At 60.9% G+C, this 23,378-nt stretch carries 23 protein-coding genes; 4 read left to right on the top strand and 19 right to left on the bottom strand.

All coding sequences use genetic code 11. The annotated features are described in order from the left end of the window. Positions 1-19 precede the first annotated feature (19 nt). Both ACM6I0_RS02675 and hemE read left to right on the top strand, forming a co-directional pair. Positions 20-1,438: an FAD-dependent oxidoreductase gene (locus ACM6I0_RS02675; protein ID WP_285433589.1), complete on the top strand. Its 1,419-nt coding sequence runs from the start codon at positions 20-22 to the stop codon at positions 1,436-1,438. A gap of 254 nt (positions 1,439-1,692) precedes the next feature. Continuing rightward, positions 1,693-2,760 carry a uroporphyrinogen decarboxylase gene (hemE, locus tag ACM6I0_RS02670; protein WP_285433590.1) on the top strand — a complete coding sequence of 356 codons (1,068 nt, stop codon included), beginning with the start codon at positions 1,693-1,695 and terminating at the stop codon, positions 2,758-2,760. A gap of 173 nt (positions 2,761-2,933) precedes the next feature. Here hemE and ACM6I0_RS02665 read toward each other — a convergent pair whose 3' ends face one another. Next, a complete protein-coding gene (locus ACM6I0_RS02665; RefSeq protein ID WP_285433591.1) occupies positions 2,934-4,208 on the bottom strand; it encodes an MFS transporter in 1,275 nt (424 codons plus the stop codon). Positions 4,209-4,326: 118 nt separating this feature from the next. Here ACM6I0_RS02665 and ACM6I0_RS02660 point away from each other — a divergent pair, with 118 nt between their 5' ends. Both ACM6I0_RS02660 and ACM6I0_RS02655 read left to right on the top strand, forming a co-directional pair. Beyond that, positions 4,327-5,220, top strand: a complete 894-nt coding sequence (locus tag ACM6I0_RS02660; RefSeq protein WP_414921395.1) for a LysR substrate-binding domain-containing protein — start codon at positions 4,327-4,329, stop codon at positions 5,218-5,220. Between the two features lie 91 nt (positions 5,221-5,311). Further along, positions 5,312-5,755 (top strand): DUF2846 domain-containing protein, encoded by a 444-nt coding sequence (locus ACM6I0_RS02655; protein WP_414921394.1) that lies wholly within the window; start codon positions 5,312-5,314, stop codon positions 5,753-5,755. A 153-nt stretch (positions 5,756-5,908) separates the two neighbouring features. Here ACM6I0_RS02655 and ACM6I0_RS02650 read toward each other — a convergent pair whose 3' ends face one another. The 18 genes from ACM6I0_RS02650 to ACM6I0_RS02565 form a co-directional block, all read right to left on the bottom strand. Further along, positions 5,909-6,733: a hypothetical protein gene (locus ACM6I0_RS02650; protein WP_414921393.1), complete on the bottom strand. Its 825-nt coding sequence runs from the start codon at positions 6,731-6,733 to the stop codon at positions 5,909-5,911. Positions 6,734-7,011: 278 nt separating this feature from the next. Beyond that, entirely contained in the window at positions 7,012-7,710 is a 699-nt protein-coding gene (gene queC, locus ACM6I0_RS02645) for a 7-cyano-7-deazaguanine synthase QueC (protein WP_285433595.1), read from the bottom strand. A 126-nt stretch (positions 7,711-7,836) separates the two neighbouring features. Further along, complete coding sequence (locus tag ACM6I0_RS02640) at positions 7,837-9,063, bottom strand: beta-ketoacyl-ACP synthase (protein WP_414921392.1); 1,227 nt, start codon at positions 9,061-9,063, stop codon at positions 7,837-7,839. Then, on the bottom strand, positions 9,063-9,791 hold the full coding sequence (gene fabG / locus ACM6I0_RS02635) for a 3-oxoacyl-ACP reductase FabG (RefSeq protein ID WP_285433598.1): 729 nt from the start codon (positions 9,789-9,791) through the stop codon (positions 9,063-9,065). The genes ACM6I0_RS02640 and fabG overlap by 1 nt, the downstream gene beginning before the upstream one ends. Continuing rightward, a complete protein-coding gene (locus ACM6I0_RS02630) occupies positions 9,788-10,249 on the bottom strand; it encodes a hotdog family protein (protein WP_414921391.1) in 462 nt (153 codons plus the stop codon). Before ACM6I0_RS02630 ends, fabG begins: the two co-directional genes overlap by 4 nt. Further along, positions 10,246-11,442 carry a beta-ketoacyl-[acyl-carrier-protein] synthase family protein gene (locus ACM6I0_RS02625; RefSeq protein WP_414921390.1) on the bottom strand — a complete coding sequence of 399 codons (1,197 nt, stop codon included), beginning with the start codon at positions 11,440-11,442 and terminating at the stop codon, positions 10,246-10,248. The genes ACM6I0_RS02630 and ACM6I0_RS02625 overlap by 4 nt, the downstream gene beginning before the upstream one ends. Then, on the bottom strand, positions 11,439-11,921 hold the full coding sequence (locus ACM6I0_RS02620) for a hypothetical protein (protein ID WP_414921389.1): 483 nt from the start codon (positions 11,919-11,921) through the stop codon (positions 11,439-11,441). Before ACM6I0_RS02620 ends, ACM6I0_RS02625 begins: the two co-directional genes overlap by 4 nt. A 49-nt stretch (positions 11,922-11,970) precedes the next feature. Then, on the bottom strand, positions 11,971-13,218 hold the full coding sequence (locus tag ACM6I0_RS02615) for an NAD(P)/FAD-dependent oxidoreductase (protein ID WP_285433603.1): 1,248 nt from the start codon (positions 13,216-13,218) through the stop codon (positions 11,971-11,973). After that, on the bottom strand, positions 13,205-14,365 hold the full coding sequence (locus tag ACM6I0_RS02610) for a sodium:proton antiporter (RefSeq protein ID WP_414921388.1): 1,161 nt from the start codon (positions 14,363-14,365) through the stop codon (positions 13,205-13,207). Before ACM6I0_RS02610 ends, ACM6I0_RS02615 begins: the two co-directional genes overlap by 14 nt. Beyond that, positions 14,362-16,701: an MMPL family transporter gene (locus ACM6I0_RS02605; protein WP_414921387.1), complete on the bottom strand. Its 2,340-nt coding sequence runs from the start codon at positions 16,699-16,701 to the stop codon at positions 14,362-14,364. The genes ACM6I0_RS02610 and ACM6I0_RS02605 overlap by 4 nt, the downstream gene beginning before the upstream one ends. Then, positions 16,685-17,287, bottom strand: a complete 603-nt coding sequence (locus ACM6I0_RS02600; protein ID WP_414921386.1) for an outer membrane lipoprotein carrier protein LolA — start codon at positions 17,285-17,287, stop codon at positions 16,685-16,687. Before ACM6I0_RS02600 ends, ACM6I0_RS02605 begins: the two co-directional genes overlap by 17 nt. Beyond that, a complete protein-coding gene (locus ACM6I0_RS02595; protein ID WP_285433609.1) occupies positions 17,284-17,709 on the bottom strand; it encodes an acyl-CoA thioesterase in 426 nt (141 codons plus the stop codon). Before ACM6I0_RS02595 ends, ACM6I0_RS02600 begins: the two co-directional genes overlap by 4 nt. Next, positions 17,702-19,246, bottom strand: coding sequence for an HAL/PAL/TAL family ammonia-lyase (locus tag ACM6I0_RS02590; RefSeq protein WP_222589456.1), 1,545 nt, complete (start codon positions 19,244-19,246; stop codon positions 17,702-17,704). The genes ACM6I0_RS02595 and ACM6I0_RS02590 overlap by 8 nt, the downstream gene beginning before the upstream one ends. Then, positions 19,227-20,174: a glycosyl transferase gene (locus tag ACM6I0_RS02585; RefSeq protein ID WP_285433611.1), complete on the bottom strand. Its 948-nt coding sequence runs from the start codon at positions 20,172-20,174 to the stop codon at positions 19,227-19,229. Before ACM6I0_RS02585 ends, ACM6I0_RS02590 begins: the two co-directional genes overlap by 20 nt. Beyond that, positions 20,171-20,905: a glycosyltransferase family 2 protein gene (locus ACM6I0_RS02580; protein WP_285433612.1), complete on the bottom strand. Its 735-nt coding sequence runs from the start codon at positions 20,903-20,905 to the stop codon at positions 20,171-20,173. The genes ACM6I0_RS02585 and ACM6I0_RS02580 overlap by 4 nt, the downstream gene beginning before the upstream one ends. Continuing rightward, a complete protein-coding gene (locus ACM6I0_RS02575; protein WP_414921385.1) occupies positions 20,898-22,580 on the bottom strand; it encodes an AMP-binding protein in 1,683 nt (560 codons plus the stop codon). The genes ACM6I0_RS02580 and ACM6I0_RS02575 overlap by 8 nt, the downstream gene beginning before the upstream one ends. Continuing rightward, positions 22,577-23,122 carry a hypothetical protein gene (locus ACM6I0_RS02570; RefSeq protein WP_090176512.1) on the bottom strand — a complete coding sequence of 182 codons (546 nt, stop codon included), beginning with the start codon at positions 23,120-23,122 and terminating at the stop codon, positions 22,577-22,579. Before ACM6I0_RS02570 ends, ACM6I0_RS02575 begins: the two co-directional genes overlap by 4 nt. After that, on the bottom strand, positions 23,119-23,373 hold the full coding sequence (locus ACM6I0_RS02565; RefSeq protein WP_222589460.1) for an acyl carrier protein: 255 nt from the start codon (positions 23,371-23,373) through the stop codon (positions 23,119-23,121). The genes ACM6I0_RS02570 and ACM6I0_RS02565 overlap by 4 nt, the downstream gene beginning before the upstream one ends. Positions 23,374-23,378 lie beyond the last annotated feature (5 nt).

Below are 23,378 nucleotides of genomic sequence, written 5' to 3'. Positions count from 1 at the left end.
GTTTGATGAGGTTTTAACAATGGCTGAACGTCTGAATAACGACTTCCAGTTCATCGATGTCGGGCGCAAGGATCCGAAGAAGAAACTGTTGCGTCAACGCAAGAAAGAGTTCGTGGAGATCTACGAACCCTTCAAACCCCAGCATTCGGCCGATCAGGCCCACCGCTGCCTGGGTTGCGGTAACCCGTATTGCGAATGGAAGTGCCCGGTGCACAACTTCATTCCGAACTGGCTGAAGCTGGTGGCCGAGGGCAACATCCTCCAGGCCGCCGAGCTGTCGCACCAGACCAACACCCTGCCGGAAGTTTGCGGCCGGGTGTGCCCGCAGGACCGTCTGTGCGAGGGTGCCTGCACCCTTAACGACGGTTTCGGCGCGGTGACCATCGGTTCGGTCGAGAAGTACATCACCGACACCGCGTTCGCCATGGGCTGGCGCCCGGACATGTCCAAGGTCAAGCCGACCGGCAAGCGTGTTGCAATCATCGGCGCAGGCCCGGCCGGCCTGGGTTGTGCCGACGTGCTGGTACGCGGTGGCGTGACGCCGGTGGTGTTCGACAAGAACCCGGAAATCGGTGGTCTGCTGACCTTTGGCATCCCCGAGTTCAAGCTGGAAAAGACCGTGCTGAGCAATCGTCGCGAAGTCTTCACCGGCATGGGCATCCAGTTCCGCCTGAACACCGAAGTGGGCAAGGACGTGACCGTCGAGCAACTGCTCGAAGAATACGATGCCGTGTTCATGGGCATGGGCACCTACACCTACATGAAGGGCGGCTTTGCCGGTGAGGACCTGCCGGGCGTGCATGACGCGCTCGACTTCCTGATCGCCAACGTCAACCGCAACCTGGGCTTTGAAAAGTCGCCGGAAGATTTCGTCGACATGAAAGGCAAGAAGGTCGTGGTGCTGGGTGGTGGCGATACGGCGATGGACTGCAACCGTACTTCGATTCGTCAGGGCGCCAAGTCGGTGACCTGTGCTTATCGTCGCGACGAAGCAAACATGCCGGGTTCGCGCAAAGAGGTGAAGAACGCCAAGGAAGAAGGCGTGAAATTCCTCTACAACCGCCAGCCGATCGCCATCGTCGGTGAAGACCGTGTCGAAGGCGTGAAAGTGGTCGAGACCCGTCTCGGCGCACCGGACGCGCGTGGCCGTCGCAGCCCTGAGCCGATTCCGGGTTCTGAAGAGATCATCCCGGCCGACGCCGTGGTCATCGCCTTCGGTTTCCGCCCAAGCCCGGCGTCGTGGTTCGAACAGCACAGCATCCAGACCGACAGCCAGGGCCGCGTCGTGGCCCCGGAACAAGGGAAGTACAAGCACCAGACCAGCAACCCGAAAATCTTCGCCGGTGGCGATATGGTTCGCGGTTCTGACCTGGTGGTAACGGCGATCTTCGAAGGGCGTAATGCCGCTGAAGGGATCCTGGATTACCTGGGCGTCTAAACCCCGATCCTGACCTGAAATGGGATCAAAATGTGGGAGCGGGCTTGCTCGCGAAGACGGAGTGTCAGTCAGCAGTGATGTTGCCTGACACTCCGTCTTCGCGAGCAAGCCCGCTCCCACATTGGTTTCCGGGTGTTACGAATAACGGGTTTTCACCGCGACAAATTGACCCGATAGACAAAAGGCTGACCTGCAACCGTGCCTTTTGCGTCGCGCTCTGAGAAAATGCCCGCACTTTTTTTCCGGATGCCGACATGACTGCCCTGAAGAACGACCGTTTCCTTCGCGCCCTGCTCAAGCAACCCGTAGACGTCACCCCTGTGTGGATGATGCGTCAGGCCGGTCGCTACCTGCCGGAATACCGCGCCAGCCGTGCCAAGGCCGGTGACTTCATGAGCCTGTGCATGAACCCGGAGTTCGCTTGCGAAGTCACGATGCAACCGCTCGACCGCTATCCGCAACTGGACGCGGCGATCCTGTTCTCCGACATCCTCACCATCCCCGATGCGATGGGCCAAGGCCTGTACTTCGAAACCGGTGAAGGTCCGCGCTTCAAGAAAGTCGTCAGCACCCTGGCCGACATCGAAGCCCTGCCGATTCCCGATCCGCACAAAGACCTCGGCTACGTCATGGACGCGGTCAGCACTATCCGTCGCGAACTGAACGGCCGCGTGCCGCTGATCGGTTTCTCCGGGAGCCCGTGGACGCTGGCCACCTACATGGTCGAAGGCGGTTCGTCGAAAGACTTCCGCAAGACCAAGGCCATGCTCTACGACAACCCGCAAGCCATGCACCTGCTGCTGGACAAGCTCGCGCAGTCGGTCACCAGCTACCTCAATGGCCAGATCATGGCCGGCGCGCAAGCGGTGCAGATCTTCGATACCTGGGGCGGCAACCTTTCGGCGGCGGCGTACCAGGAATTCTCCCTGGCCTACATGCGCAAAATCGTCAGCGGCCTGATCCGCGAACACGAAGGCCGCAAGGTTCCAGTCATCCTGTTCACCAAGAACGGCGGCCTGTGGCTGGAAAGCATCGCCGACGTTGGCGCTGATGCCCTTGGCCTGGACTGGACCTGCGACATCGGCGAAGCCCGCCAGCGTGTTGGCAACAAAGTCGCGCTGCAAGGCAACATGGACCCGACCGTGCTCTATGCCAAGCCAGAAGCCATTCGTGCCGAAGTCGGCCGGATCCTCGCCAGCTACGGCAAAGGCAGCGGCCACGTGTTCAACCTCGGCCATGGCATCACGCCGGAAGTTGATCCGGAACACGCGGGTGCGTTCCTTCGCGCGGTGCACGAGTTGTCGGCGCAGTATCACGAGTGATCGTCGCCCAATAAAAAACGCCCGGCAGATGTCGGGCGTTTTTGTATGGAGATCTCGGGCAACACTCGGTCCCTGTGGGAGCGAGCCTGCTCGCGATGAGGCCATAACATCCAACATCAATGTCGTCTGTTACGCCGTCATCGCGAGCAGGCTCACTCCCACAGGGATGGGTGTCAGGCTTTGACGCCGCCCAACGGCGGCAACTTCGCCAGCTTCAACGCCACCAGCAGCGCAATCACCAGCAACCCGCCAATGAACAACCCAATCCCATTCCATCCACCCATGTGCCAGAACACCCCACCCGCCGTCCCCGCAATACTCGACCCGGCGTAATAGCTGAACAAGTAAAGCGACGATGCCTGCCCCTTGGCCTTAATCGCCCGGCGCCCGATCCAGCTGCTGGCCACCGAATGCGCGCCAAAGAAGCCAAACGTGAAGATCAACATGCCGATGATCACCAGCGGCAATGGCGTGAACATCGTCAGGGCAAGACCGGCCAGCATCAGCACAATCGTTGCCCAGAGCACTTTGCGTCGGCCCAGTTTGTCAGCCAGCGAACCGATTTTCGCCGAACTGTAGATACCCGACAGGTACACCACCGACAGCAGCCCGACAAACACCTGATCCATATGGTAGGGCTCGGCCAGCAAGCGATAGCCGATGTAGTTGAACAGCGTGACAAACGCGCCCATCAACACAAACGCTTCAAGGAACAGCAGCGGCAGGCCGGCATCGCGAAAATGCATGGTGAAGCCATCTAGCAGGCTGCGCGGGTGCAGCGAACGGGCGCGGAAGTTGCGCGATTCGGGAAGGATTTTCCAGAACACCGCTGCCGCGATCAGCGCCAGGCTGCCGATCACCAGCATCGCGGTGTGCCAGCTGACGAAGTCGATCAACACGCCGGTGATCAAGCGTCCGCTCATCCCGCCAATCGCGTTGCCGCCGATGTACAGTCCCATCGCCAAGCCGATGTGTTGCGGGTGGATTTCTTCGCTCAGGTACGTCATGGCAACTGCCGCCAGACCGCTCAATGACAACCCGATCAACGCGCGCATCACCAAGACGCCTTGCCAGCTCGGCATCATCGCGCTGGCCATGGTGCACAGCGCGGCGGCGAACAGTGCCGCGACCATGACCGGTTTGCGTCCGACACGGTCGGAGATCGGCCCGGTGATCAGCAGACCAATCGCCAGCATGCCGGTGGCGACCGACAGGATCAGGCTGCTCTGCGCCGCATTGATCGAATATTCGTGGGACAGCAGCGGCATCATCGGCTGCACGCAGTAGAGCAAGGCGAACGTCGCGAAACCGCCACAGAACAACGCCAGCACCGTGCGCATGAACATCGGCGTGCCTTTTTCGATGTAGATCTCCTTCATTTCGGCGACAACATCGTCTACCGCAGCGGGCGGAACTTCATGAGCAAGGGGGGCGACAGCAGTTTTCACTTCAGACCTCGGAGGACGCAGCCGGTCAGGCAATGAAAAAAGCATATAGCTGGCTAATGATTCAATCCAATATATTGTTCGACCTGTTTGATAGGTTTAACGACCTAATGGAGTTTTCATGGAATTGCGTCACCTGCGCTACTTCATCGCCGTCGCCGAAGAACTGCATTTCGGCCGCGCCGCCCAGGTGCTGGGCATCTCGCAGCCGCCATTGAGCCAGCAGATTCAGGCGCTGGAACAGGAAGTCGGTGCACGGCTGTTCGAGCGTACCAATCGTCGGGTCGAGCTCAGCGAGGCGGGTCGGTTGTTCCTGGAAGAAGCGCGATTGGTGCTGGCGCAGGTCGATAAAGCCGCTGATGTGGCGCGTCGTGCGCAGCTTGGCGAGTTGGGTGAGCTGAAAATTGGTTTCACCTCGTCGGCCCCCTTCAACTCAACCATTCCCCAAGCGATTTTTTCATTCCGCCAGCGGTTCCCGGCCGTGCATTTGAACCTGCGGGAGATGAGCAGCACCCAAGTGGCCGATGCGCTGGTGGATGAGTCGATCGAGGTCGGGATCATGCGACCGCTGGGGTTGCCGGACTCCCTCAGCGTGGTGGAATTGATGCGTGAACCCCTGGTGGCCGTGCTCAGCTCCAAGCATCCGCTGGTGACTGACAGCGAAGAGGGGCTCTTCCTGTCGGCATTGGCCCTCGAACCCTTCGTATTTTTCCCACGCAGTTATGGCAGTGGCCTGTACGCACAATTGCTCAGCCTGGCGCGGGATGCCGGTTTCAGCCCGCACTTTGCGCAAGAGGCGGGTGAAGCGATGACGATTATCGGGCTGGTGGCGGCGGGGCTGGGGGTGTCGGTGCTGCCGGCCTCCTATCAGCGGATGCGTATTGATGGCGTGGTGTATCGACCGCTGCTTGATCCGGAAGCGGTGTCGGCGGTGTGGCTGGTGCAGCGCAAGGATCAGAAGTCGCCGATGGCCAAGGCGTTTGTGGAGTTGTTGACGAGGAAGCTGACGCCTTAGGGATTCAAGTTTTTTTCGATGCTTCTCTTAGTCTTTTTTCTGATCGGCCGATAACCGTCATTGGACTCATCACACACTATGGAGATACAGGATGTTCAAGCAGTTAACGTTCACCGCTTTGCTGGCCTTGATGGCGCTGACCGGTGGTTGTGCTTCGGTAAAAATGGCTGATGAAACCCAAGACGCTCAAGCGAAGACGTTCCAGGTAAACCCCGACAAAGCCCATATCTATGTTTATCGCAATGAAAGTATGGGTGCCGGGGTGAAAATGCCGGTGACACTCAATGGCAAACCGGTCGGCCAGACTGTCGCCAAGTCTTACCTGATGTTGGCCGTCCCGGCGGGTCAGCAGACCTTGGTGTCTTCGGCGGAAAACGATTCCGAACTGAAACTCACTGCAGAAGCCGGCAAGAACTATTTCGTCTGGCAGGAAGTGAAAGTGGGCTTCATCAAGGCGCGCAATAGCCTGCAAGTCGTCGACGACAAGACGGGTCGCGCGGGCGTTGCTGAGAGCAAGTTGATTCAGGCTCAGTAAGTATCTGGACGGTTCCCGAAAGGGGCTTGTGAGACTCTGAGGATCCTGGGCAACCAGCCATCGCAGAGCCAGACAGGTACCGGGCGATGACAAGCCGACCTGTTTGTGAAGGGGCGCCGAAAGGCGCCCCTTGTCGTTTCCGAGGTGCTCACCTCAGTCAACCTTTACCAACTCCCCTCGCAACCCCACCCCGGTCACCGCAGGCTTAAGCGCCTCCAGCCCCGGTATTGTCGCCCTGTCGGCGGCGCACTGGTATTTCCCGGTGTCCTGGCTCAGATCGCGCTTGTTGATGCCGGCAATATTGATCACGGCGTTCGCACCGGCCTTTTTGGCTTTGCTCTGCAACGTCGCCAAGGTCGATTGCAAGGCCCAGAAGCAGGCGTCTTCATCAGACTTGTCTTCGTTGTCGGTGTGTCGGCTGCTGCTCACGGTGGTCAGTTTGCGCACCTGCGCTGGCAGCGTTTCTCCGGCCAGGTAGAACGTGACGCTGCCGTCCAGCAGGCCGACGTCGGTAGCGCGTTTCACGCCTTCCTGGAAGTCCTGGAAGGTGGGTTCATAGGCGCCCTGCGAGGCGATGACCTGATCGACATCCGGGTCGGAGGCCAGTTGCTGGATCACGTCATCACGCAGGTAGTTGATCCAGCGGTTGTAGGTGCCGTGGATGCGACCGTCCTTGTAGCCCAGGCCGCGGCTGTCGCGGTAGTCGATTTCAAACGAGGTCGTGGTGTAGGGGATGTCGATTTCGGCGTGGTGTTTATCGCGCACGGTAATCGCAGCCTTGATCATGCCCGGACGCGCCGATTGCACGACCCATTGGCGTTCAATCAGCGCGGTGACGATGGCGCGGCTCATCCTGTCGTTGTTCAAACCCCGGTTGCTGGGGAAGGTTTCCTTGGCGGTGTACACCGGATTGCTGGTGCAGCCGCCCAGCGCGACGGCCACGGCGAACAGCGCGGCGATGCGCTGAAACTGAGTCATTCCCTTTACTCCAAACCTGTGCGGATCAGTGCCAGCGACGGTGACGCCACCAAGAGCGAAATTGTTGTTCATTGCGTATTCGTTGCGCATTTTGCCCGAACTCGTCAGCGCTGGTCGACCTCACTGAGGTCGACCTTTTTTTACGCCGAAAGCTGCATCTGTAATCGTCGGCCAACGACATCCAGCAAGTCACAGCCATCACGCAATGAGGTGACTAATACGCGCGCCAACAGGTTGCGTAAAAGGCAGTGAGATGAAAATCCCTGCACAGCTAAACGCTATTTAAACTTTAATTTTTCTTTCAGGCTTTTCATCACTGCGGGTTTGTTTTCAAGGAACACATTCAACCCTTTTGCTCGAAGATTGCACGCGTCGCAGTCGCCGCATCCGCTGCCTTTTACGCCGTTGTAACAAGTCAGTGTGTGTTGCTGAATCAAATCAAGTTTTCCATGATGTTCGGCCAAGGCCCATGTTTCGGCCTTGTTCAACCACATGAGCGGCGTTTCAATTCGCAGCTTATAGTCCATGCCCAGTTCGATGGCTTTATGCAGCGCTTTAACAAACTCATCTCGACAATCCGGGTAACCGGAAAAATCTGTTTCGCAGACCCCCGTGATTAACGTCTCGGCCTGTACTTGATAGGCATAAATAGAAGCCAAGGTTAAAAACAGAATGTTTCTACCGGGTACGAAAGTGCTCGGCAGACTTTCACCGAAACTGTTTGTGCTGGGCACTGGAATGTTATCGCGCGTCAAACTACTGATGGCCAGTTCATTCAACAATGAACAGTCCAGCACCTTGTGCACCGTGACGCCAAGCTCTTTCGAAAGCTGCTGCGCCACTTCAATTTCCGCGCGGTGACGCTGGCCATAGTCAAAGGTAATGCAGTGAATTTCGTCGTAGAGCGGCAACGCCTGGATCAAGCAGGTCGTGGAGTCCTGCCCACCGCTGAAAACGATAACGGCCTTTTTAGTCATGGTTCGATCTTCCTTGGGATGCCCCCGATGTGTCACGGGGGCATTGACCCTAGCGCGAAGCTCAAATTCTGGCTGTGGGACGTTTCCGAAATCGTGTACTCCGGTTTCCTGTTGTGTCTTCGTTGCTTAAGACCAACGCCGAAAAATCAACGAAGTGTTAACGCCACCAAACGCAAAATTGTTGTTCATCACGTACTGGTTACTCATCTGCCGGAACTCGCCGCGCAGGTAGTCGAGCTTGCCGCAGAGCGGATCGATATCGTCAAGGTTGAACGTGTGCACATACAGGTCGCGGTTCATCATTTCGATGCTGAACCAGGACTCCAATGCTCCGCACGCACCCAAGGTATGACCGAGGAAGCTCTTTTGTGAGCTGATTGGCATGTGTTCGCCGAACAGCGCACTGGTTGCCAGTGTTTCGGCGATGTCGCCCTGTTCAGTCGCCGTGCCGTGACCATTGACGTAGCCAATGTCCGACGGCTGCAGCCCGGCGTCTTCCAGGGCCAGTTCCATGGCCCGGCGCATGGTGGTCTGCTCCGGTCGGGTGGCGTGCTGGCCGTCGGCGTTGCTGCCGAAGCCGACGAGTTCGGCGTGGATGTGTGCACCGCGAGCTAGCGCGTGTTCGAGTTCCTCAAGCACCAGCATGCCGCCGCCTTCGCCAATCACCAGGCCATCGCGGCCGCTGTCGTAGGGACGCGGAGAGGTCTGTGGGGCGTCGTTTTTCAGGCTGGTGGCGTAGAGCGCGTCGAAGACCATGGCTTCGGTCGGGCACAGTTCTTCGGCGCCGCCGGCGAGCATCAGTGGCAGACGGCCGAATTTGATCGACTCGTAGGCATAACCGATGCCCTGGCTGCCGCTGGTGCAGGCGCTGGAGGTCGGGATCAGTCGGCCGGTGAGACCAAAGAAAATGCTGATATTGGCCGCGGTGGTGTGCGGCATCATCCGCACGTAGGAGTTGGCGTTCAGGCCCTCGGCCACCGAGTTGAGCAACATGTTGCCGAATGCCTTGATCTCGTCGGTGCTGCCCGTGGACGAGCCGCAGGAGACGCCCATGCGCCCGTCCTTGATCGACTCGTCACCCAACAGCCCGGCATCAGCCAGCGCCTGTTCCGCAGCGCCGACCGCCAGGCGTGAGACCCGGCCCATGCTGCGCAGTTGTTTGCGGGTCCAGTGGCTCGGCACTTTGAAGTCGTCGATGGGGCCGGCCAGGCGCGTGTTGAGTTCGGTAAAACGATCCCACTCGTCCATCCGGCGTATGCCACTGCGGTTGGCCGCGAAGTTGGCGGCGATGGTTGCCCAGTCGCTGCCCAGTGAGGTGATGCCGGCCATGCCGGTGACGACGACGCGCTTCATCAGCACAGGCCTCCGTTGACGGCCAGAACCTGCCGGGTGATGTACGACGCTTCCGCCGACATCAGGAAATTCACCGCGCTGGCCACCTCTTCCGGGGTGCCCATGCGTTGTGCGGGAATCATTTTCATCAGTTCTTCCACCGGCACGTTTTCGTCGAGCATCGCTGTGTCGATCAGGCCGGGTGCGACACAGTTAACGGTGATTTTGCGCTTGCCCAGTTCGATCGCCAACGCTTTCGCCGCGCCGATCAAACCGGCCTTGGAAGCGCTGTAGTTGACCTGGCCGCGGTTGCCGATCAACCCGGAAACCGAGGTAATGCAAACAATCCGCCCGGCAGCACGACGACGAATCATCGGCATCATCACCGGGTGCAGCACGTTGTAGAAACCGTCGAGGTTGGTGCGCATCACCACATCCCAATCATCCTCGCTCAGTGCTGGAAAAGCACCGTCGCGGGTCAGGCCGGCGTTTAGCACGACACCGTAGTAGGCGCCATGGGCTTCAACGTCGGCTTCGAGAATGGCTTTGCAGCTGGCGCGGTCGGACACGTCGAATTGCAGGATGCGCGCCTGGCGCCCCAGCGCCTGGATTTCGCCTTGAACGATCACGGCGTCCGCCAGACCGCTGCGGCAATGCAGGATGATGTCGTGCCCGGCCTGTGCCAGGCGCAGCGCGATTGCGCGGCCGATGCCACGGCTGGAGCCAGTGACCAGTACGGATTCAGTCATGACTGGACTCCTTCGGGTTCATGAAGATATTGAGCGGCCTGAGGCGGGCGAAACACGTTCAGACGGGCGGTGGCGTGAATGCCTGGGGCGTTGATGTGGCATTCGAACACGCCCATGCCGTTATCGTCTTCCAGCGAGCGCATCCCGTGGATGGTCAGCTCGGTGCCAACGGGGAAGTGCTCCACGTTGCATTCGAATTTGCGCGTACCGAGCAGAAAACCCAGCACCACGCCATCACCCCGCTGGCGCGCGTGGCAACCGGCGTACGCGGCGACACTCTGGGCCATCAGTTCAATGCCGACCCAGGCCGGCATGCTGCCGTCGGCACGGCTGAACAGGCCACCGGGCCTGACGGTGAGGCGTGTGCGGATCTGGTCGTCATCGAACTCCAGAATCTGTTCGATGAAGATCATGTCGCCAGCGTGCGGCAGCAGTTCGGCGATCGGCCAGTCAATCATGGGGCGTCTCCGATTATCAGGCTGACGTTGTTGCCACCGAAGGCAAAGGAATTGCTCATCAAGTAGCGAGGTGCAATGGACGTCAGGCGATCGGTCGGGGTCACCCAATTCAAGGCCGGCAGTTCAGGATCAGGTTGTCCGTCCCAGACATGGGGCGCCAGGGCTTGCTCAGGGTTGTTCGTGCTCAGGCTCAACCAGCAGAACGCCGCTTCCAGGGCGCCGGCGGCGCCAAGGGTGTGGCCGGTCATTGGCTTGGTTGAAGAACACGGTACGCCTTGCGGGAACAGGGTCGCCACGGCCAGGCTTTCCATGGCGTCGTTGTGTTGGGTCGCGGTGCCATGCAGGTTCAGGTAACCGATTTGAGCGGGTTGCAGATTGGCTCGGCTCAAGGCTTTGCGCATGGCTTGCAAGGCGCCACGGCCTGTCGGTTCCGGCGCAGAAATGTGGTGCGCATCGGAACTGGCGCCGCTGCCTAGTAGCGCAATCGGTTGGCCGTCGCCGGCGCTTTTGCTCATCAGAAACAGCGCGGCGGCTTCACCGATATTGATGCCGTTGCGGTTGACCGAAAACGGATTGCAACGTTGCTCGGACACCGCTTCCAACGCCGAGAAGCCGTTGAGGGTCAGTTTGCACAAACTGTCGACGCCGCCGCACAGCACCGCGTCGCACACGCCCAGATCCAGCAGGCGTTGGGCGCTCATCAGCGCCCGGGCGCTGGAGGTGCAGGCGGTCGAGATCACATAAGCCGGGCCGCTCAATTGCAGCCAGTCGGCGAGGAAATTGGCCGGTGCGCCGAGCTCCTGCTGCTGATAGTCGTAATCGGCAGGGAAATGATGCTCGCGAATGTAATGGGCCAGGCCACGGCTGGCCTCATGGATGCCCGACGTGCTGGTGCCCAGCACCACACCGATACGGTCACGGCCGTAGGTCTGGATCGCACGATCGATGTCGTCGCGGATTTGCAACGCGGCTTCCAGCAGCAACTGGTTGTTGCGGCTGCTTTGCTGAGCCAGTTCCGGTGGAATCGGGGCCAATTCGCCACGCACCGCCGCCACCGGCAATGAGCGCTCCGGGACCCAGCCAGCCTCGCTGCGCATGCCGGAGCAATCACCGGCAAACAGATTGCGCGCGACTTGCGCTTTATCACGCCCCAAGGCGCAGATAACCCCAAGGGCGTTCAGATAGGCGGTCATGGCGCGTCTCCGCTAAGGGGCGTGACTTGATACTTGGGACCTTTGGGCAGGTTCAATTCGAAGCTCATCGGTTGTGAATAACGGACGTCCCAGTGCGTGGGCAAGGAGCGTTGACTGCCATGTTGCCAAGCCGTGGGGTAGTTGCCCGACAGTTCATCCTTGGGGGTCAGCGCAAACAGCAACGCCGCGAACAGCTCTCGGGCTTCCGGGTTCGGCGGTAACAGGCCGTCGGCTTTCCATTGGCCATCGATCAATTTCTGGCGAGCCTGTGGAATGCCCAGCAAATCCATCATCGACCAGCGGATGCCAGGGCCTTCACGCTGGATCACCAGTACCCAGTCCTGACGTTGCTCGGCGACCAGGCGCTGAATGTGCAACTGCAGCGGCAACGACAGGTTCGGGGTTTGCTCGGGCAGCGGCGGACTGCTGGCGCAAGCGCTCAGCAACAGACAGCAAGCCAGGAGCAGGAAACGAATCATCAGACCTCACCTTCAAGAGAAGTTCGCCACAAAAAGGCGTTCACGTTATTCATGTGACATCTCTGGCGCAGAGTTCTGACAGCATGCGCAGCCGACGTTTGGGTTCACTGACGAACGGATTGCGCTCGTCCCAGGCATAACCGGCGAGGATCGCGCTGATCATGCGGCGGATGTCCGGTGAACCGTCTGGATGGAAAATCACATCCTGGAAGGTCCCGGCGTACCAGCCTTCGACGTAGCAGCGGAATGTGTCGACGCCGCGCTTGAGCGGTGCGGCGAACTCGGTTTGCCAGTCAACGCTTTCACCTTGCAGTTGGCGGTGCAGAACGCCGGCGGCCATGCTCGCCGAGCGCATGGCGATGGTCACGCCGGAGGAGAACACCGGGTCGAGGAATTCCGCGGCGTTGCCCAGCAGCGCAAAGCCCGGGCCGTGCAGGGTTTTGACGTTGGCCGAGTAGCCACCGATGGTGCGCGCGGGGGTGTCCCACACAGCGTTGTTCAGGACGCCGGCCAGGCTTGGGGTTTCAGCGATAAAACCGCGCAGGCACTCGTCCAGGTTGTCCATGCGGCCTTCGAAGTGCTCGGCTGCCGCTACTACGCCCACCGAGCATCGGCCGTTGCTGAACGGGATGGTCCAGAACCAGATGTCGCGATGGGTCGGATGGGTGGTGATGAGGATTTTTTCCCGCTCGAAGGTCGGGCTGTCGATCTTGTCTTCGATGTGGGTGAACACGGCCTGGCGCACCGGGAAGTTCGACGGCGCTTCAAGGTCCAGCAAACGCGGCAGCACCCGGCCGTAACCGCTGGCGTCGAGCACGAAATCAGCTTCGACGCGGTATCGGCTGCCATCTTCTCGCAGCACATCGAGCTGCGGTTTTGCCAGGGTGAAATCGGCGCTGACGATGGCCTCGCCGTAGCGAATCTCCACGCCTTGCAACGCGGCCTGGTCGGCCAGCAACTTGTCGAAATCGGCGCGTTGAACCTGGAAGGTGGTCGGCTTGCCGTGGCTGAACGTGTCGCCGAAATCAAAGGCGCTGTATTGGTCGCCCCAGGCAAACGCTGCACCATTTTTCATCTGGAATCCGGCGGCGTTCACCGCGTCGAGCATGCCGGCCTCTTCGACGAAATCCAGGCAGTGCGACAACAGGCTTTCGCCGATGGAAAACCGTGGGAAATGCTGGCGTTCGATCATCAGCACGTCATGACCTTTGCGCTTGAGCAGCGCGGCGGCGATGGCGCCCGAGGGGCCCGCACCGATAACGACGACCTGGCGATGTTCCATTTCAACTGTTGGCACGGGGGCTCCTTGCCGGGGCGGCGATATTCAAAGGGGGGCTGTGCATGCCGGCGAGTGCCGGCAGCAATGTCGCGATCAAACCCATCAACATCAGTGCGAAATACAGCGCCGGACTGATGAGCTGTTGTTGCAGCAGCAGGTTGAGAAAGACGATCTCACTCAAGCCGCGAATATTCAGCAGCAGGCTTTCGCGCCAGCGACTGGCGCCCTCGAACGAGGCGCCGGCCCAGCCGAGGCCCAGCCAGTTGCCCAGCAGTTTGCTGGCAATAGGCAACAGCAGCAGCGCCGCCAGCTGGATCCAGCTGAGGCTGGTCATCGCAGCATGAACGTTGATCTGCACGATACCGAACGTCAGGATCAGCGGAATGGCGATCCAGGTTTGCAAGCGGCTCATCCAGATCGCCGGCAACGGCAGCACCAGTGGCACTTTCAGCGCGGCCATGCACAACAAGTAACCGATGCCGAAAATCAGCGCGTTGAGCTTGAAGTGTTCGGCGACCACCAGCAGCGCGAAGAAGCCGCCGCTGTACAGCATCGGTTGGCGCGCACCGAGCAGGCGCAGCAGTAGCGGCAGGCAAGCGCCGGCCAGCGGTAGCAAGAGGCTGCTCAGGTGCAAACTGCCTTGTGCGAAGCCGAACAACGTCCAGCACGTCAGGTCGATGAGAATCGCCGTTTGTACCAGGCGTCGGGTGGCTTCGGGCGGGTAATGAATGTGTCGCAGGTACAAATACAACACCGGAATGGCGGTGATGGCGAACACCAGGCCAACGGCCAGTGAGCTGATCCAGGATTGCGCCGGCAGCAACCAAATGGCGGTGGCGAGTCCGCAGACGAACGGAATGCAGAAACTTGGCAGGGCGATTTTCAGGCTCTGGCGATCCAGTCGCAGGTCGATCACGTCACTGAGGATGTGCCCGAGCAGCAAGGCAAAACTCAGGCTGTAGAGGTTTTTCAGCCATGTCGGCGAGATGAGTTCGGTGCCGCTGAGTTGCCAGCCCGGCTCGATCCAGAAGTACATCAGCAGCGGCAGGCCGAAGGTCGCCAGCAGCAACTGGCTGACGATCGGGATCAGGCCAAAATGCCGACCGACTCGGGTGGCCGTGGCGAACATTGCCAGGGCCATGAGCCAAAACACGGCGATCATCATGCGGCCGACTCCGTAACGGCAGCGGTGTGGACATGGCGTCCGGCCCACGGCGCAAGGATGAAGCTGAAAGCCAGGCCCAGGCTGACCGACAGGCCGAAGTTGCTCACCGCCGGCGTGCTGGACACCGCCAGCAGACCGAACGACAGCCAGGTGGTAACCGCCGCCAGCAAGGTGCCCAGCAGGCTCACGGCGGCGCCGCCGACCTGTTCGCGCATGAGGATCGCGTAGTCGACGCTGATCGCTGTCACCAGCAACAGGCCGAACAGGCTGAACAGTGTCAGCGGCTGACCCAGCCAGCCAAGACTGGCCAGGCTGCACAACGCGGCCAACAAGGGCAGCGAGACGATGCGCAGCGCGCCACCGAGGCCGAATGGCAGGATCAGCACCAGCACGATCAGCGCGCAGGAGGCGAGTTTGAGCTCCGCGGCACTGATCTGGGTCGCCGCGAATACAGTGTTCAGTTCACCGAGGCGGTCGACCAGTTGGACACCCGGCAAGTCCAGCGCCTGAGCGCGCAGCAGCGAAGGATTGTTCAGGCCTTGCAGACTGACCATCGCCGCCACACCATCATCGGTCGGCCCCAGCCACAAGGTGCGATAAGGCTCGGCCAACGGACCGGTCAGCGCCGCATCGATGTCTTCGGTGGGCAACTCCTGCAACTGCACAAGCTCCGCTTGCAGCGCTTGCGCCGGCACGCCGAGGTCGAGCAGCGGTTGCCAGAATTGCGGCAATTTGTTCAGCGCTTCGCGTACCTTGCGCTGTTCGCTCGGTTGGCTCACGAGTTGGTTGAGCGACAGATAACCCTGGAGTTTGTCCATCTTGACCAGTTGATCGAGACGCTCGCTCAGTGCGGTTTGGCGCTCGAGCAGTTCCTGCTGGTTGGCCGCACGCACCAGGAAGAACTGGCTGGTGGGTTGATAGCCGGTAATGCGCGCGATGGTTCTGGCCTCGTCCGTCAGTTGCTGCGGCGTGCCGATCCACTGGCGGATGTCGTTCTTGCTCTCGAGTTGCAACAAGCCGCCGACGCAAAAGGCAATCAGCAATGCCAGCAGCACCGGCGTACGAGCATATTTGAGCAACGATTCGCGTAGCTCCAGCAAAAACTCACTGACGCTCAGCGGCCATTGCGCCGGTCGCAGGTCCGAGCCCTTGAGCAGCGCCGGCAGCAGGCACACCGCTGACAGGTAGGCGCCCAGCAGACCGGCGGCGGAGAATACGGCGATCTGGGTCAGCGCCGGGAATGGCGTCCACGCCAGCGCCAGGTAGCCGATGCAACTGGTGATCAGGCTCAGCGTCAGGCCTGGCAAGGTCAGGCGTAACGCCGGCCAGCTGTGCCAGGGTTTCATGCTCCAGCTTTTCGACAGGTAATGCAGCGGGTAATCGACGGCAACGCCGATCAGGCTCGACCCCAGCACCAGCGTCATCACATGCATATGGCCGAACAGCGCCACGCAGGCCACGGCGCCAAACAGCATGCCCACCAGCACCGGCACGAACGCCAGCAAGACCCGCCAGCGCCGGAAGGCCAGCAACAGCAGCAACAAAATGCCGACGGTAGCGCCGCCTCCGACCCAGGTCATTTCGCGGGTGGCTTGTTGTTGACCATTGGCCGCGTAGAGCAAGCCGCTGGCGGCGAGCAGTTGAACATCGCTCTGTGCCGCTTCTTCGCGGCTGTGTTTGAGCAGGGCGGCCACTTGCAGCGGCAGGCTCATGTCAAAGGCGTTGCCGGTGGTTTTTGCCCGCAGCATCACCCAGCTTTTACCGTCGGCATCGGCCACCAGTGCGCCGCTGCCGATGTCCAGTTGCACGGCGCCGTGTTGTGGCTGGCTGTTCTGGATGCGTCCGGTTAGCCCCAGCCAGTCTTCCTGGCTCGGCACCAGACTGAAACCGGTGAAGGGGTCGAACAGCGCTTGCACGCGCTGTTGGATAAAGGCGTCAGGGTGTTCGATCAGTTGCTGACGATCCGAGGCAGACAACATTGCCAATCGGCCTTGCAGCAATTGAGCGCGCAGCGCTGGCAAGTCGGCTTGCAGGGTCCACTGGACCTTCTCGAACAAGCCGCTTGCTTGCCACTGCTCACCCAGTTTCTGCGCCATGGCGATGGCTTGCGGGCGAGCTTTATGGCCGACCAGCACCAGCATTTCGCGGTTCAGCGGTTCTTGCATGCGTTGTTCAGCGCGCAGTTCCAGCGCGTCCGGCGCCGTGCCCGGCACCAGTTCCATCAGGTTGGCCGACAGCGGCGCGCCGTTACGCCACTGCCAGCCGGCGAGTGCGAGCACCGCCAACAGCAGGATCAGAAATAGCCATGGGAGCCTGCGTTCACTCGGCAAAGTCATGTTGCTCCGCGTCGCTCAGCGGTTGCGCGCTGGTGCTGTCCTGCATGCGCAACAGGGTGCTGTCACCCTGGGTTTCCAGCAGCTCGATGCTGTGCACCAATTCGCCGCCGGTGATGTTGATCTGGTTGAACACTTGCTTGAGCAGCATCGAGCGCGGGGTCAGCGTCAGCTTCCAGTTTTGCGCCTCGCCGCTCAGCGACAGCTCGAAATCCCGTTGCAGGCCGCTGCTGTCGCCTTGCAGCACGGCGAGGAACAACCGGTTCTGCTCGGTGCCAGCACTCTTGCCTGGCAGCATCTGCCAACCGCTGGCGTCGCGTCGGGCAATGCCTTTGTCGGTGATGCGGTAATCCTGTTGCAGCGGCGTTTTCAGCAGCCAGAGCAAACCGTGGTTTTTGGCGAGGACGAAAGTGCCCTTGCTGGTCAGTGGCTGGGGCAGGGCGCGCAGGTGTTTTTCCTGGATGAAGTTGCCGTGGATCACATCGGGTTTGGCCAGTTGATCGCTCAGTTGTTGCAGATCGAAGGCGTTTGCGATCGACGACAACCCAAGCAGCGCCAAAGCACCGAGGCATTTAAAAAACGGGTTCATGCCAGCATCCTTTCAACGGCGTCGGTGAATATCTTCGGTGAGGCCAGCTGCATCTCGCGGCTGGTCATGTCGACGGCAACCTGTACCGAGCTGGCGCGGGTCAAGCGCTCGCCGGAGTCCAGGTCGCTGATCAGGTAATTGATCTTCAGGCGGTTCTCCCATTCGACCAGATTGGCGCGCACGTTCAGCTTCTGGCCGAACACGGCGCCACGCACATAGCGTAATTGCAGGTCGATCACCGGCCAGGCGTAACCCGATTCGACCATCGCGGTGTAGTTGTGGCCGATCTTGTCCAGCAGCGCACAGCGGGCCACTTCCAGGTATTTGACGTAATGGCCGTGCCAGACGACGTTCATGGTGTCGACGTCAAAGAACGGCACAAGGATTTCCGTATCGGTATGAAGCACTCCCTTGCTACGCATGCAGCCTCCAGTGTTGCTCGGCAATCCGTTTGAGGCACAGACGCAGTTCACCTTCCAGTGCACGGTCTTCGATGACCGGCGGGAAGTCCTTGCCCAATTCTTCGTGCATGGCGGCCAGGGCTGGCGGCAATGGCCGCGCATCTTCAGCCTTGCTGCGCAGCCACACGCCCTGGTTAGCGGCGAGCAAGGTGGCAGCGGCGACCTGTTCGGTCAGCTCCAGCACGCGGATCGCATCACGGGCGGCGATAGTACCCATGCTCACCTTGTCCTGGTTGTGGCATTCGGTGGAGCGCGAGAAGACGCTGGCCGGCATGGTGTTTTTCAGGGCTTCGGCGGTCCAGGCGCTGGTGCCGATCTGCACGGCCTTGAAGCCGTGATTGAGCATCGCCCGGTCAGCGCTGGCGCCTGACAAATTGCTCGGCAAGCCATGGTTGTAACGCTCGTCCACCAACAGCGCGAGTTGACGGTCGAGCAGGTCGGCGACGTTGGCCACCAGGTTTTTCAGGCTGTCCATGGCGAACGCGATGTGGCCGCCGTAGAAATGCCCACCGTGCAGCACGCGTTCGGCTTCGGCGTCGATGATCGGGTTGTCGTTGGCGCTGTTGAGCTCGATCTCGATGAACGAGCGCAGCCAGTTCAGGCTGTCGGCCAGGACGCCGAGGACATGCGGCGCGCAGCGCAGGGAATAGCGGTCTTGCAGGCGATGCAGCGGCGCGGTCGGCGCGTCGATCGCCAGGTCCTTGCGCAGCCACGCGGCCACTTGCATCTGCCCCGGATGCGGTTTGGTGGCGAACAGGCGTTCGTCGAAGTGTTCCGGGTTGCCTTGCAGCGCGACCACGTTCAGCGCGGTAATGCGCGTGGCCAATTGCAGCAGGTAATCGGCTCGGGCATAGGCCAGGCAGGCGAGGCCGGTCATCACGGCAGTGCCGTTCATCAATGCCAGGGCTTCTTTCGGGCGCAGCACCAGCGGCTGCCAGCCGAGTTCGCGGTGCACGTCGGCCGCTTGGCGGCGCTCGCCACGGAACATCACCTCACGCTCGCCGGACAAGGTCGCCGCGACGTAGGATAACGGGGTCAGATCGCCGCTGGCGCCCACCGAACCTTCTTCCGGGATCAGCGGCAGGATGTCGTGTTCGAGGAACGCGTGCAGGCGCTCCAGCAGTTCCACGCGCACACCCGACACGCCGTGGCACAGCGACTGCAAACGCGCGGCGAGCACCGCGCGCGTGGCTTGGGCGTCGAGCAGTTTGCCCAGTCCGCAGCCATGGAAGGTGTACAGATGACGGGGCAGGGCCTCGACATGATGCAGTGGCACGGCGACCACGCAAGAGTCGCCGTAGCCGGTGGTCACGCCGTAGATCACGCCTTCCTTGTCCAGCAGGGAATCGAGGAATCGCGCGCCCTTGGCGATGCGCTCACGGTACGCGGGATCACTTTGCAACTGCGTCGGTACCTGACGGTTGGCCAGGGCCAGTACGTCTTCAATGCGCAAAGGGAGTTCGCCGAAGGTTACCGGCTCAAGCGTTGGCGTCGTCATCGGTCTTCCAGAAAGGGTAAAAGTTGAACCATTGTTGAGGTGCTTCGAGGCAATAGTGACTCAGGCGTTCGGCGTAGCGGGTCGCCCACTGATGGATGACCTGTTCGCGGTCGCTGCGTTTCCACACCACGGCATGGGTAAACGGCTCGAGGGTCACGCGGTATTGGCCTGACGGTTTCTTCAGGCACATCAGTAGATTGATCGGGCACTTGAGCAGACCGGCCAGTAGCCACGGTCCCTGAGGGAACGCGGCCTGATGACCGAGGAAGTCCACCGTCACGCTACGCCCGCCATGCAACGGCACACGGTCGCCGGCAATCGCCAGCCACTCGCCGCGCTCGAGGCGTTCATGCAGTTGCAGCATGATCAAAGGGTCCAGCTCGCTGACCTGAATCAGCCGCAAGTTGGTCGCCCCGGCTTCACCCAGCAGACGGTTGAATTGCTCGGCATGCTTGGTGTGCACCAGCACGTTCATTGTGACTTTCTCGCCGATCTCCGCCAGCGCGCGGCAGACTTCGAGGTTGCCCAGGTGCGCACCCACCAGCATCTGCCCGCGCGTGCCGCGCAACTGATTGCGTAACAGTGCCGGGTCGATGATTTCGATTTGCTCGATGCTCAGCTTGCCGTTCCACACGTCGAGTTTGTCGAGCATTGAATCGGCAAAGGCCATGAACTGGCTGAACACTCGCCAGTGTGTCGGGCGCAATTCGGGGCGACCACTCCAGTCGGCGAGCCGCTGTTGGTATTGCCAGGCGCTTTGACGGGCGCTGCGACCGAACAGGAAAAAGTACAGGACGATGCCGTACAGCAGCGGGCTCAGCAGACGACGACCGAGGACCTTGGCGCCGAACGCGGTGAGTTTCATCAGCCAGAAACTGCCGCGTTCCTGACGGTCTGCCCAGTGCTGTTTGTCTGCGTTGATGTTCATGTCCGCCACCGTCGCCAGAGTATCAGTGGGGCCCGCAGCAACATGCCGAAGAACAGCCGTGTGTGCATGCTCGAAATCAGCACGTTGTCGTGGAACAGGCGAAAATGCGAGACCCCGTCCAGCGGGTAATGAACCCGCACCGGCAACCACTGCATCGGCAGATTGCGCCAGGCCAGCCGCACGAGAATGTCCGAGTCGAAATCCATGCGTTTGCCGATTTTTGCCGAGTCGATCAGTGCCAGCGTTGCTGGCAATGGATAGATGCGGAAACCGCACATGGAATCGCGAATCTGCAATGAAAGCGTGTTGATCCAGACCATGACGTGGGTCAGGTAGCGGGCGTACAAACGACCTTTGGGCACGCTGGCATCGTATTGCGGATAACCACAGATCACTGCGTCGGGATGCCGGCGCGATTCTTCGATGAAGATCGCCACATCCTGCAGGTCGTGTTGGCCGTCGGCGTCCACTTGCAAGGCGTGGCTGAAACCCAGGCGTGAGGCTTCGCGAAAACCGGTCATGACTGCACCGCCCTTGCCCTGATTGGCGGCGAGGCGGATCAGGTTGACCATTTCGCGCTGCGCGAGCTGGTCGAGCACTCTGGCGCAGGCCTGATCGCTGGCATCGTCCACCAGAATGCACGGCAGGCCGCTGGCAATCAGCGCGTCGACCACCGTGGTGATGGCGGTTTCATGGTTGTAGACCGGGACCACGGCGCAGGGGTTATGCATCACCTACAGCCTCCAGCAAGATGCGCCCGCTGGAGCAGGTCGCGGTTTCATTGCGATAGGCGAAGTACAGCTTGCCGCGTTCAGGATCAAAGCGCAGGTGCAATTGGACTTCATCGCCCGGGCGCACCAGTTGCTGGAATTTCAGCACTTCCATGCCGGCAAATTTTTCTGGCAGCTTCATCAATTGCTGGCCCAGGCTCAAGGCCCAGTCCACCTGCACCACGCCAGGCAGCACCGGTGTCTTCGGGAAGTGTCCGCTGAAATAGGCCAGGTCCGGCGGCACGGCCAGTTGCAGACTCCATTCACCTTCGAGTTCGACTTGCTCCAGCACTTGCGGCGCCTTGGGACGAGGCGCCAGCAGCAAGGCTTCGACGTCGGCCTGGGGCAGTTTGCCCTGAGCGTTCAGCGGCAACTGGCGCAACATTCGCCAGCGTCGCGGCAGCGCCAGGGCTTCGCAATGCTGGCTCAGATGCTGACGCAACGCTTGGGTGAGGGTGCGTCGACCTTGATTGCGCAACGCATGCAGGCCGGCGTCTGTCAGCACCAGCAGCGCACCCAGTGAGGCGCGATTTTCCCGGACCACGCCGAGGCGCGCTTCGGCCACCCAGTCATGGTCAGTCAGCGCCTTTTCCAGCATCGGCAGCGAGATACGTTTTTCTTCCAGCTTGACGATCCGGTCCAGCCGTCCAAGCAGTTCGAAGCGGCCGTCGGCATCGATTCTGGCCGCATCGGCGGTGTGCTCGATGTGGCCGGCGGGCAAGTAGGGAGACGCGATCAAGAGGGCGCCGTCGCTGTCCTGGCTCAACTCGATATCAGCGAAGGGTTGCCAGAGCTCGTGACCCCGGCGCCAGGCGATGCCGCCGGTTTCCGAGCTGCCAAAGATTTCTGTCGGCCATTGGTGCAGCCGCTCGAAAAGGCTTTGCGCAGCCTCGGCCGGTAGCGCGCCACCGGATGAAAACACTCGGCGAACGGCACTCAGCGCCGGCCAGTCGAGGTTGTCGCCCATGCGCTTGAGCAACGCCGGGCTGGCGACCCAGGCAAACGCCGGGTGTTCGCGGCTGGCGCGTTGCAGGTCTTCCGGGAAGGCCAGTTGTTTTCGCAGGAACGAGCGCCCGGCGCACAACGGCCACAACACCCGAAACAACAGGCCGTAGATGTGCTGGGTGGCGACGCTGCCGATGATGCAGGCCTGCCCCAGATCCGCGCCCCACAACTGCTCCAGCGCCTCAACTTCGTTGGCCAATTGGCGCAGGTTCTTGTCGATGCGCTTGGGCTCGCCACTGGAACCGGAGGTGCACAGGCTTAACTGGCAGCGATCCAGATCCAGCGCAGCGGCGCTCAGTGGTGCGTGCTGGTAGTCGGTCAGGTGCGCGTCATCCGCCTGATCGGTCAGCCACAGATCGACTTCGGTCGACCAGCGCTGGCGAGTCTGGGGTTGCAGATCGGCGGGCAGCAGCACGCTGACTCCGGCACGCCAGGCACCGAGCAGGGCAATCGCCAGGTCGGCGGCATCTTCCAGGTGCACGGCGATGCGTTGCACGCCTTGGGATTGCAGGCCAGCTGCCAGGCTCAGCGCCTGTTCGCGCAGCTGCGCGTGATTCAGTGCCGGCTCGGCCGTCACGGCGCGTTCCGGTTGAGCCTTGAGCAGCAACTGCTCAAGTTTTATCCAATTCATGGGTGGCCTCGTACCCGTTGTCGTATGAGCCATTCAATGGCAAACAGCAAGCCCATCAATCCGTAGGAAATCAGGCCGGTGTACAACATCCACCAACTCAGCGGCGCCCAAAGCGTCAGGGCGGCGGCGAGCAAACCGTTAAAGAGAAAAAATACACACCAGACGATCGTCACCTGACGGGTATAAACAATGGCTCTGGCCGGCAAGTGCGGTTCACGCAGCCTTGCCAGCCGTTCGACCATCGGCGGCCCGATTTTCAGGCTCAGGCCAAACAGCCCGAGCAGGAAGGCGTTGATCAGCACGGGATACCAGCGCAGCAACAGTGGACTGTCGAACAGCGCCAGCAACAGGCAGAAACCGATAGCGGTCAATGCCATCCACAGGCTGCCAGGGCGACGCGCACCGAGCACGGCACGCGCCAGCCACAAGCTGCCCAGCAACAGGCCGAACTGCCACGGCGCAAAATGCTCCATGCCGAAATACACCGCAAAGGGGTACAACAGGCCTGCCAGCAGCAGACCCAGGCCGATCAGTCGGCTCATGCGGCGGGTTGAACCAGACGGTAGACCGCCTCGACCACGTCGCCGACGGTGCGCACCGATTTGAATTCTTCGGCGGCGATTTTCTTGCCGGTCTGGCGCTTGATGTGATCAATCAGGTCGACGGCGTCGATGCTGTCGATTTCCAGGTCCTGATACAAATTGGATTCGAGGCTGACGCGGCCAGGATCCAGCTCGAAGAGTTCGACCAAGGCATCGCGCAGGGTGTTGAAAATGTCGTCTCGAGTTTGCATGGTCC

It is taken from the genome of Pseudomonas sp. IT-P294 (assembly GCF_949767865.1).
Lineage (GTDB): Bacteria > Pseudomonadota > Gammaproteobacteria > Pseudomonadales > Pseudomonadaceae > Aquipseudomonas.
The sequence above is the reverse complement of the archived record's forward strand: the minus strand, read 5'-3'. Positions and strand labels throughout refer to the sequence as shown.